Here is an 11,077-nt window from a genome sequence, read left to right as displayed (position 1 = left end):
TTCTCTAATTTTTTAGTGCAATTTTTCTTTGATTTAGAAAAAAATTCTAATCAGAGAACTGCAAAAAATTAGAGAGTTTTTAATTTGGACAAAAAAAAGAAGCTGAACTCAAAATTTTAACCATTTTGAGACAGCCCCCTTGTAATGAATTTCTTATACTTCATTCAATGGTGATTCGATGTCAAATCCTCCACTTAGAATAAATTCACGAAGCAATATATCAGCCTTCATCATAACTTTTGGCGGTATTATTTTTATTCCTTCAATCTTTTCAAAATAATCTTTTGCCTTCTTCTTATCTACAGTCTGCTTCAATTCATCGTATCTACCGAACTCGTTTAAATTGCTTTCAACAAGCTTTAAGCTCATAATAGCTCTTAGCTTATCTTCGTCCACTCCAAGATGGACAGAAACACGGTGAATTTGGTCATTCTTCGCTTTTAATAAATACTCATTGATATAATCCCGCAGCGTTTTCCCTGAAGTAATTTCAACATCCCCCCTTTGAATGTCGTGCAGGAATATATTTGCGTATTTCTGTTCCTCTTGTGTTAGCATTGCAAAGGTCTTATGGAGCTCAGTCTCAGCCTTTTCAATATCCTCCGTACTTGCTCCATTTCCATTTAATAATTTAATATATTTATCAAACCTGGAATTCATATAATCTGAATCAATCAAGCCGGTGTCGATTTCTGTAATATATCCGTCCAAATCATACGGTACATCATCGCCGCCGAGAGTAGAACCTCCTCCTGTCAATTCTTTATAACGAAGAACTAAAATCAGGTAAGTCTTTTCATCAATTGCCACATCAATGTTTTCTACCGTTGTGTCGTCTTGATAAGAAGATATATTCCATTTAAATCCCTGAATTTTTGCAGCTTCTAAAAATTCATTAAACTCTTTGAAATCTTTTGCAAATTTTTTACAAGCGTCTATATCTGCCGGCAATCTCTCAAAATTTGAAACTCCTGCACCTTCGAAAATATCAAAAATATTTTCGAAAAGCCGATTCATTTCCTTTAGATTTTCTATAAGATGTTGGGCAAATAACCCGAGTGGTCTATCTCCTGAATAGAGCTTTACGGCAGCGTTTATATTGCTCTCCATTGTATGTGGTCTTCTATAATATCTGATTGTACCAAATGGCTTATCCGGTCCAAACAGCCTATTTGTACGGGAAAATGCCTGAATGATATTCTCATAACGCAACATCTTATCCATATATAAAGTATTAATCCATTTCGAGTCAAAGCCTGTAAGCATTTGATCAACTACAATCAGCAAATCAATTTGTTTCTCAGGTTCGTTTTCAATTCTTTTATAAGGTTTCTTATGTGCTAAACGGGAAGCAATATCCTTTTTCATTTTATGGAAGGTAGGAATGGTAAAATCCTGCCCATAAAGCGAGTTATAATCCTCAATAATCTCTATAAGCCCACCCTCTTTAAACTGGACACCTCCATTATTATCAATGCTTGAATCAAATAGTGCTGTGATTTTAAGGTGTGGAAGCTCGCTTTTCATCAAACGATAATAGTTAATTGCTTCTGGTATACTGCTTGTAGCAAATATAGCATGAAATTTACTTCCTCTGCTCAGCGTCAACCAATTATCCGCTATATCCTTTACAACAGTTTTAGTATGTTCTTCTGTTTGATACTGAACATTAGGGATATAATCTTCTATACCCTTAATGTAATTTCCTTTATTATCAAAGTTTCCCACCATTGGTACTTGATTGGCATCCATATACTTATAATATATTTTGCTTTTAGTAGGATCAGAAATTGCTTCCTCTTCAGTTTTTGCTTTGGCTTTTTCAAGTGCTACAACTTTACGAACATCTTTATCTTTAAAGGTTAACACTTTATAGGGATCAAATCCCAGCACATTCTTATCTCTTATTCCATCCGCAATGCTGTACCTATGCAACTCATTGCCAAAAACCGTTGTCGTGGTATTTTTCTTTTTCTGATTCTCATCTTGAATAGGTGTTCCTGTAAAACCGAAAAACATTGCATTAGGAAAAGTATTTTTGATTGTAATGAGCATATCTCCAAATGTAGAACGATGAGCTTCATCAACAATAAGCACCATCCGTTTATCGCCTATAATCTCAATATCTCGGGCATTTAGTCCACCTGCTTCATCTTTGATATTGCTCATTTTCTGAATAGAGGTAACAATCAATGTATCAGCAGGATCATAGCTTTTAAGTTTGCTTATAAGTACATTCGTATTTTCTGTCGCCTGCACATCCTCATTTTCATCAGCAAATCCACGATATTCTTTAAGAGATTGCGTCCCAAGCTCAATTCTATCCATTAAAAAAATTACTTTATCTGCATCTTTTGAGCTGGCAATAAGCTGTGCCGATTTGAAGCTCGTCATTGTCTTTCCTGATCCTGTCGTATGCCATACATAGCCTCCGAGTTGATTATTGCCTTCCCATTTTCCCTTAGCAACCTTATCTGAAATAGCACTTGCCGCAAAATACTGATAACTTCGCATTACCTTGAGAACACCATCAGAATCATCGGCAACTGTATAAAATCCGATGAGCTGGTGAGCCATAGGAATAGAAAGAAGTGTTGATGCTACTTTATTCCATTCATTTATTGGCTCGTTATTAAAGTCAGCCCAATGAAAATAATAATCTTGATTGAACTTGCCGTCAGGACCGGGATTTGCAAAATATACTGCTTCTTTCGGTTCCATTGCAACAAAAATCTGGACAAGTGAAAATAGCCCTGTAAAAATACCCTCTCGAGAGTATTTTTCAATTTGATGATAGGCTTGACTTACCGGTATACCACTTCTTTTTAGTTCAATATGAATCACAGGCATACCATTTATAAGAAGCATCAAATCTCCACGACGATCATTAAGCAGTTTTGACTTGGTAGGAAATTTCGGTTGTTGTACAATCTGGTATCTACTTTGACCTGCTGCAATTTCTCGGCGGTCATATATTTTAAGACTGACCTCTTTACCGAAGTGCAAACTATCATCAGGGTTATCTCTAACGATAGAAACACTTTTACCATTGATAAATCCATTTAATTTTAACGGTGTTCTGAGTGCCTCAATCTGCTCTAATATTTGCTGTATTTCACTGTCAGTCAGAGGATAATCATTTAATCTGTCAATATCTCTGTTATTCTCAAAAAGAATATCTGCCCAATTCCTCAGCAAATCTTTTTCAGAGTAGTTTTTCAGGACTTCCTTTTCCCAACCCTTCTCGGATAAGATTTTAATTAAAGCCTCTTCAAAATCTGACTCTTTATTAAAAACCATTGTAATTCCTCCTAACTTTCAATATATGTCTTTACATACCGAATTGCTTTTTAAAGGCACTTCTTTTATCTTTTACTATTTCTTTTTTTACTTACGCTGATGAAGGGTAATAAGGTTGTCGAGTTTCTCAAAATATATACCTATAACTTCTTGTTCACTCTTTTTAACGGGTATCGCCACATCGAAATTTGCAAGGTTACTTCGGCTAATTCTTTGTCGTGTTCCACCCGCAAGACAAGTATTTACTTCATCAAAATATTTTTGTGAAGATAGATATTGAAGTAAAAACTTATTGCTTGTATCCTTAGAAACTCTTACTATCGTACAATCAACCGCAGTAATCATTTTTGAAGCTAAATTCGGCAGTATACAAGCTCTTCCGGCTGGTTCAGGCAATCTTGAAATTAGAATATCGCCCTCGAACACTTCCTCACAATGTAATGCTTCAAAAGTGTCATTGGATATCCATTTTTTATTGTTAGGTTTATCAAGGTACTCTGCAACTCCCACATTGCCTGTTTGTATTAAACGAACACCTGAATTACTTTGGTCTTTTGCCTCAATCCAATCTCCATCTGTAAATTTATCGCATAGTGATGACAACTTACGCTGTTCCCAAGTAAGACTGAATTACAAACATTCCCGCACCATCATAAGTGTATATCCAAGCAAATTTTGCCCTTTCCATTTTGTTTTATCAAGCCTGTTAGGATCTTTCATTGATAATCCCACACCCCAAATTAGGTCTTTTACCGCACATTCTGCTAATATAGCTTCTCCGGTAGATTTAAGTCTATCTTTTAAATCCTCATTCTGTGAGAATTTTGCCAAAAGCCCTTCATAAACTACAATCTGCCTAATACCGTTCCAGATATGCTCATCATAATTTTTTACTTGTCTTCCAAGTACCTTGATTTGGGAGGTATCATCAGTGGAAAGTATATTTTTAGCTACTGCTTCGTCGCCAAAGCAAATCGCTTTTCGATACATCATGAATTGTTCCATTGATGAAAAATTTTTCTTCTCTACTGTAAATGGTGATAGATACCAATTACTTAAATAACCATTTTCTTCATTTAGATTGTGAAAACATATAACACTCATCGCACTTCTCCGACCTTTCGCACCGCTAAATCAAGTTCCAAGTCGTGCAGACCGTAGTATGCTTTTTTCAAAAAATCAAGCGGAACTTTTTTCAGTACCTCTGAGCTTGGAATATTGTAGTACCACTGATAATAAGCATAGAACTCACCAATCCAATCAGGCATAAACCCGTCAATAGACTTACCGGATTTCAAAACATAATTTTCCGTTTTGGTAAAGTAGTCCCACAACTCTTTAGCACTCATGGTATTTACATAAGCTTTCGCTTCATCAATGCTTTTTCTTGTTTTGCTTTGCATATATGTCTTGATAAAGTCTTCGGTATTCTTATCGGAAAAATTTTGAGCAACTAAGTCAAAGAGTTTTCCCTGATTTTCCACCACATCATTCAAATAATCTTTTGAATATGCTCTCATAATCATCACTCCTTAAAAAGCGTACTGAACACCTTGGTTACACTATTGGCTTCTGAGTCAACAAGTTCTCTCATTTTCTGTCTTGCAGTAATGTCCCGCTGATTATACTTTTCGTTAAATTCAGCATACTGAACCGCCATTAAGCCATCATCTAACTCATGCAGCTTAGAATAAGCAAGCTTGGACTTAATACAATACTGAATACCCAAACCGCCAAAAGAAAGCAGTTCTTCAAGAATATCCATATCAATATTGTCTCTTACAAATTCCTTTGCAATGTAGAAATAAGAGGCATTTGCTCGCCATCCTCTGATAACATCATATTCTTTTGTATCTACGCCATATTTTTCTATAAACTTCTTTGCAAGCATACGGTAACGCTTTGAGTCGGCAGCATCCCTATGCTTCATCAGTTCAGTCAGCCAAGCCAAAACGCCTTTATCTTGAAAATCCAAGATTTTAAGTCCGGCAGTATCAAGCTGATACTTATGAACCCATCCGTTTTTCTCATTCGGCCTACAAACTGCCCATTCTTTAGCAAGGTCTATACTTTCGGTCAAGTAAAACCCTTGACCGTAGTCATGCTTTTCTTCGCCCTTGCCGTATGTCGGTACTACGATTTTGTCAGGAGTGCCATGAAATAAGATCAACTTGTCCATTTTTACATTTCCTCCTAAATAAACATCTTTTCAAGCATAGATTTCTTGATATTTCTCAATTTTTCCAGCTTACGCTGATGAAGGGTGATAAGGTTGTCGAGATTGGCGAAATACTCTCCCAACTTGTCTTGTTCATTTAATGAACCTGGATAATTAACAAGCAATCCTTCTACACCCTTTTTTGTTAATTGTGGTTGAGCACTTCCAAAACTCATAAACGATATTTGATTTTGCCCTTTTTCAGATTTCAGAAATTGATGTAAATATGATGTACTTACACTCTTCTTTTTTCTCAAAATCAACATACCAGAATTTATACGTGCATAAGGAACAATACACTGAATATAGGCGTTATACCAAGCTATATGTCCTAATGAACCTCTTGAAGTTATTATAATATCATCTTCATTAAGCTTTCCATTTCCCATACTATTAGATTTTTCTTCTGATATAAACTGATTGTTATCGAAAGCAAATCCATCTGTTGTTACATTTGATGCATTTAAAAATAATGTATGTCCACTTATATCAAAATCTGATTCTATAGGGTAGTTCTTTCCTCTGTCTCCATCTATTACATCAACAAGGTCTGAAAGCTTACACTGTTCCCAAGCTTCAGTAAAACCCTTAAAACGAATTTCCGGTACATTTGAACCATTTTTCGGAAACATTTTTTCAAGCATAGATTTTTTTACATTGGTCAATTTGTCATACTTACGCTGATGAAGGGTGATAAGGTTGTCGAGTAACTCCATATAATCGCCTATTTTGTGTTGCTCATACTCACTTGGAACAGGTATAACAAGCTCTCTTATTTTATTTAAAGCTATAAACTTTTGAGTTCCACCATCAAGATTTTCGTCCAACTGATGTGCAACACTATTTGATTGTAAACAGTGATATAAGTAATGATAAAACACATCACCGATATCCTTAATTAAAGCAACATTTTTTATTGTAAAATCAGGTATTTCACGCACTAAAGCAATGTTTCCGATAGTTCCAATCATACCCATTAGAATATCATTTTTATCAACTTTAGAGCGTTTGTTTATTTCCTCATAATCTTTATCAGAAACATACTGTATATCTTCATAATTGATAAATCCATCTTTAACATTTTTGGATGTAATGAATGGATGTCCATCTTCTACATATTGTGGTGAATCGTGAGTTCCATCTCTCACATCAGTAATAGTATCCAACTTACGCTGTTCCCAAACTTCTGTAAATCCGGCAAATCTAATGGCCGGTTTTTTTGTATTTTCTGCCATTCTATTCACCTCCAAGAAGTTTTTTGAACTCATAGAGACCTCGCATATCGAACTCACCGGCTTCCAAATCATCAATCATTAAAGAAAGTTCTTTTTCCGTTTCTTCAATTTGACTCTCAATTTCAGCAAACGTAGTTTCATATTTTTTTGCAAGTGCTTCAAGTTTTGCTACCAATTCAGAAACAATTCTGTCAGGAAGCTGCATTAAATTCTGAATAAGTGGATGTATCCATTTTTTCTTAAGTAGCTGCCTTACCTGTTCATCAGACAGACTTTCTATGGTTTCCTTTGTTTTTTCTTCTAATAATGCACTTTCTTTTTTAACTTCCGACTTTAATGCCTTTTCTTCTGTGTTTAATGCTTCTACTTCTTTTAATTTTTCCTTTGTTTCTACTTCAATATCTTTATTTTTTAGTGCTTTCTTAACTTCTGCAAATACAAAGCTATCCTCATTTACAAAGTCTGCCTCTTTTTCTTCTTCGGTAAGCATATCAAAAAGTTCTTCATACTTGGAAGTAATTTCAGATAGCCTGTTTTCTTTTTTCTGTATCTCCTGTTTTTCGTCTAAAAGTAATGTATTTTGCACAAGGTCAAAAGGAATAATGCGTCCTTTCCAACCCTCCTGTACTTCCTGTTCTAAATTTCCTTTCTTTTTGACTACCATATTAGGGTCAACGACTTTTGTTGATTCAAAGCCTTCTGTCTTGATAATTTCTAAGTCTATGGCAATTTTAGTCCAATCATCATCAAGTAATTGATATGCTTCATACTTATCTACAAGAGGAATATCTTTTAATCTTGCAAAAATATCTAAGGATAAAACTTCCTCTGTCTTTGAAATACCAAGTGTATCCATTTTTATAATCAATTCGTTATACAAATAGTCGTCAAAATTTCCAAAAGCATTTTTGAAACTTTGTTCAAATGCCTGTACACATTCATTTTCCTTAACTGCTTTTTTTATATCTGTAACAACAATCCTTGAGTACTCTCCTGATGTTTTTTCTAAAAGAGCCGTTTTAAGCTTTGGAAATGCTGTCCAATACTCATTCAACTCGTTAATTTCTGAAATAGGCAGTCCTCCAAACATGGAAGCATAAATATCCCAAGACTCAGCCTTTTCGGAAGAATCAACATATCTCGGAATGTTAAGATTGTAGTCGTTTCTTCTAATCTCATCACGACTGACAACTCGTGAGAATTTTTCTACACACTCTCTACGAGTTACAACATCAACGATTTTCTTAATATCCGATGCTCTTAGTTTGTTATTCTTTCCTTCTTTTACAAATCCTTTTGAGGCATCAATAATAAGCACATCGGTATTCACTCTTTTTTGCTTTAAAACCATCACAATGGTCGGAATCCCTGTGCCGTAAAAGATATTTGCAGGAAGCCCGATGATGGTGTCAATTTTATTCTTTTCAATTAAATTTTTACGAATTTCTCCTTCCTCTCCACCACGGAATAAAACACCATGTGGAAGAACAATATTCATGATACCGTCTGGTTTAATGTGGTAAAGGTCATGAAGCAAGAAAGCGTAATCCGCCTTTCCCTTTGGAGCAAGTCCATATCCTGCATAACGAGGATCAGTCTCTTTATCCGAAGGATTCCAGCCTTGTGAATAAGGCGGATTTGATACAACCGCATCTACATAAAGCGGATTATATGTTTGGGTAGGATCATTTTCATCAAAGTACGGCCAATCATCTTCCAAGGTATCTCCATTTCGAGTGACAATATTGTCTGCTTCAATTCCACGCATAACCAAATTCATACGAGTGAGGTTATAAGTATTTTGTTTTAGCTCTTGAGCATAATATTTAATTTTATTTTTTCCCTCGATATACTTTGACGCACTCTTGCCGATGTTAATAAGAAGTGAGGCTGAACCACTTGTTGGATCAAAAATCTCAATTTTCTCTCTATTTTTAAGATGTTCGGCAACAATTTCGGACATAAGAAGGGATACTTCGTGTGGCGTATAGAACTCACCGGCTTTTTTTCCTGCATTAGCTGCAAATTTTTCTATTAAATATTCATAAATAAATCCCAGCACATCATATCCTTGTTTACCGTCCATTGGAATATCTTTGATAAGATAGATAAGATCACTGATGGATTTTGACTGCGAAGCTGCACTATCACCTAATTTACTAAGTCCTGTTTGTAATGTGTCGAAAATACCATCAAATACTTTCTTGTGAGTAGGGTTGATTAGACGACTAAATGCAGACAGAGCATCACGAACATCCTGAACGCTAAAATCTTTGCCTTTAGAAAGCCAAGTTGAAAATAAATTTTCATAAGATATAAAGTATCCTAAATTTTTCTGTATGCTGGTAACCGTCTCTTTATCTTCCTCTTTTAATTCTGGAAGATATTCATCTGTCCAGTCATTGTTTTTTAAATACTTTACTTCCTTTTCAGAAAGGAATTTATAGAATATAAAGCCTAAAATATAGTCCTTATATTCGTTCGCCTCTATTTTGGAACGCATTTTATTTGCAGACTCCCAAATTTTTGTGGCTAACTGTTGCTTATTCATGTAAAAGCCTCCATATATCTTAAATTTTTCTAAAACCTATTTTAAACAAACAGGCTTATTTTTCATCCGGAAGAAAATCAATGATATCCTCAATCTTGCAATCAAGTGCAGCACAAACCTTACCGAGAACTTCAGTTGTTACATTTTCATCTCTACTCATCTTGCTCATTGCATAATGGCTAAGACCTGCCAAAGCTTCCAACTCCTTTTTCTTCATATCTCTATCAAGAAGAATATGCCAAAGTTTTTTATAACTAACAGCCATTTTGCCCTCCCTCTTTCTCTGTTAAAGTGTAAGCACCTATATTATAGCAGTTAAATATGGTTTTGGCAATATAATTACCTTGGGGCTGTTGCAAAGCTAAATTGCAATAGTAAATGTCACTTTTTTATGAAATATTATGAAATGTACTGTTTCAGTTCAATATCATACATTTCTTTTGAGCTTTTTCCATTAAAAAGTTTTCGCGGATAATTATTCATCCATTCCTCTATACTCTTTAGTTCTTCTTCCGTTATATCTGTTATATCTGTCCCTTTTGGTATAAACCTTCTTATCAGCTTATTATTATTTTCGTTACTCCCTCGTTCCCACGAACTGAAGCTGTGTGCATAAAAATATCCTACTCCCAGTCCTTCTATCTCTTCAACCTTCATAAATTCACTACTATTGTCACTCGTAAGTGTCTTTATTGAATCTGGATATTCCTCTATTAATCCCTTTATTCTTCCTTCTGTATGTAATGCTGTCCTGTTTTCTAGCTTCCTTATCAGCTGAAGCCTTGTCTTTCGTTCTGTCAGTACAAGAAGACATGTCAATGTCCCCTTCTTACCTAATACTGTATCCACTTCCCAGTGCCCATGCTCTAAACGTGCCCCTATCCTTTCATCTCTTTCCTCTATGCTCCTCCCTCCCTGCTTCCTTATACGTTTCCTTAACTCAACCTTCTTCTTTCTCCTCTTCCTGTAGGGCATGTCATCCTCACTATATTCCAGAAACAGTCCGCTATGTATATAGTTATACAGTGTCTTCAGTCCTATGTTTACTTCCTGTCCTTCCCTTTTTGCTTGCTCCAGTGCAGCATACGGGGAATTCTTCCCCCGTTTCACCGAATCTTCAAGATATTTTACCAGTTTGAGGTTCTTCCCTATCTTAAGTTCTCCTTCTTTCCCCTTCTGTGCCTTGTCATACTTTGACTGGGCAAATTCCGCAGAATATACTTCCCTTGTTGATAAATCTGTATTCAGAAGCTCCACCATGCCTCTTTTGATTTCCCTGTGGAGGGTTCTCACACTTATTCCCAGTTCCTGTGCTATTTTCACTTTTGGTATTCCTATTTTAAGAAGTGCTTCTATTTTTCCTCTCTCTATTAATTTTAAGTGTTGCCCTTTTCTTCTTTTTGTTGTATACTGTTCTTGAACCATATCTGTTTTCTCCTTTGATTGTTTGTGGTGAATTAATCATACCATAGAAAACTTTTATGGTTCTTATTTTTTTCCATATAGTGACACTTTACTTTACAACTTTTATTTATCAACACTATTTGACAAATAACCAATTTTAAAAAGATGCTAAACTACAAAAAATTGTTTTTTAGCATCTTTTTTCTTTTGGGACTCAACTATTTAATTTGCAACAGCCCCTTCTTAAAATTATTCATGTTAATATTTTAGAATATTACTCTTAGTCCTACTCCTGCTCTTACATTGTGGCCTTTTGTGTCGTAACCTGCATTTAATGTTACTCCAAATCTTGTGTTGTCTATTCCGATA

At 35.2% G+C, this 11,077-nt stretch carries 8 protein-coding genes and 1 pseudogene; all 9 read right to left on the bottom strand.

Annotated elements, in window-relative coordinates; translation table 11 throughout:
• Window positions 1-153: 153 nt before the first annotated feature.
• The 9 genes and pseudogenes from HMPREF1984_RS08520 to HMPREF1984_RS08480 all read right to left on the bottom strand — a co-directional run bounded on the left by HMPREF1984_RS08520 (window position 154) and on the right by HMPREF1984_RS08480 (window position 10,729).
• Window positions 154-3,300 (bottom strand): type I restriction endonuclease subunit R, encoded by a 3,147-nt coding sequence (locus tag HMPREF1984_RS08520; RefSeq protein ID WP_021767563.1) that lies wholly within the window; start codon window positions 3,298-3,300, stop codon window positions 154-156.
• An 87-nt stretch (window positions 3,301-3,387) separates the two neighbouring features.
• Window positions 3,388-3,909 (bottom strand): annotated as a pseudogene (locus tag HMPREF1984_RS08515) (restriction endonuclease subunit S); the annotation flags it as partial.
• A gap of 21 nt (window positions 3,910-3,930) precedes the next feature.
• A complete protein-coding gene (locus tag HMPREF1984_RS08510) occupies window positions 3,931-4,404 on the bottom strand; it encodes an NADAR family protein (protein ID WP_021767561.1) in 474 nt (157 codons plus the stop codon).
• Window positions 4,401-4,820: a hypothetical protein gene (locus HMPREF1984_RS08505; RefSeq protein ID WP_198011774.1), complete on the bottom strand. Its 420-nt coding sequence runs from the start codon at window positions 4,818-4,820 to the stop codon at window positions 4,401-4,403. Before HMPREF1984_RS08505 ends, HMPREF1984_RS08510 begins: the two co-directional genes overlap by 4 nt.
• 5 nt (window positions 4,821-4,825) lie before the next feature.
• Window positions 4,826-5,479, bottom strand: a complete 654-nt coding sequence (locus HMPREF1984_RS08500) for a DUF3990 domain-containing protein (RefSeq protein ID WP_021767559.1) — start codon at window positions 5,477-5,479, stop codon at window positions 4,826-4,828.
• A 14-nt stretch (window positions 5,480-5,493) separates the two neighbouring features.
• Window positions 5,494-6,753 (bottom strand): restriction endonuclease subunit S, encoded by a 1,260-nt coding sequence (locus HMPREF1984_RS08495; RefSeq protein ID WP_036100353.1) that lies wholly within the window; start codon window positions 6,751-6,753, stop codon window positions 5,494-5,496.
• A 1-nt stretch (window position 6,754) separates the two neighbouring features.
• Window positions 6,755-9,304 carry a type I restriction-modification system subunit M gene (locus tag HMPREF1984_RS08490; RefSeq protein WP_021767557.1) on the bottom strand — a complete coding sequence of 850 codons (2,550 nt, stop codon included), beginning with the start codon at window positions 9,302-9,304 and terminating at the stop codon, window positions 6,755-6,757.
• Between the two features lie 55 nt (window positions 9,305-9,359).
• Complete coding sequence (locus HMPREF1984_RS08485) at window positions 9,360-9,569, bottom strand: helix-turn-helix transcriptional regulator (RefSeq protein WP_021767556.1); 210 nt, start codon at window positions 9,567-9,569, stop codon at window positions 9,360-9,362.
• A gap of 134 nt (window positions 9,570-9,703) precedes the next feature.
• Window positions 9,704-10,729, bottom strand: a complete 1,026-nt coding sequence (locus tag HMPREF1984_RS08480; RefSeq protein WP_021767555.1) for an IS30 family transposase — start codon at window positions 10,727-10,729, stop codon at window positions 9,704-9,706.
• Window positions 10,730-11,077: the final 348 nt, after the last annotated feature.

Source organism: Leptotrichia sp. oral taxon 215 str. W9775, from assembly GCF_000469505.1.
Lineage (GTDB): Bacteria > Fusobacteriota > Fusobacteriia > Fusobacteriales > Leptotrichiaceae > Leptotrichia_A.
The sequence above is the reverse complement of the archived record's forward strand: the minus strand, read 5'-3'. Positions and strand labels throughout refer to the sequence as shown.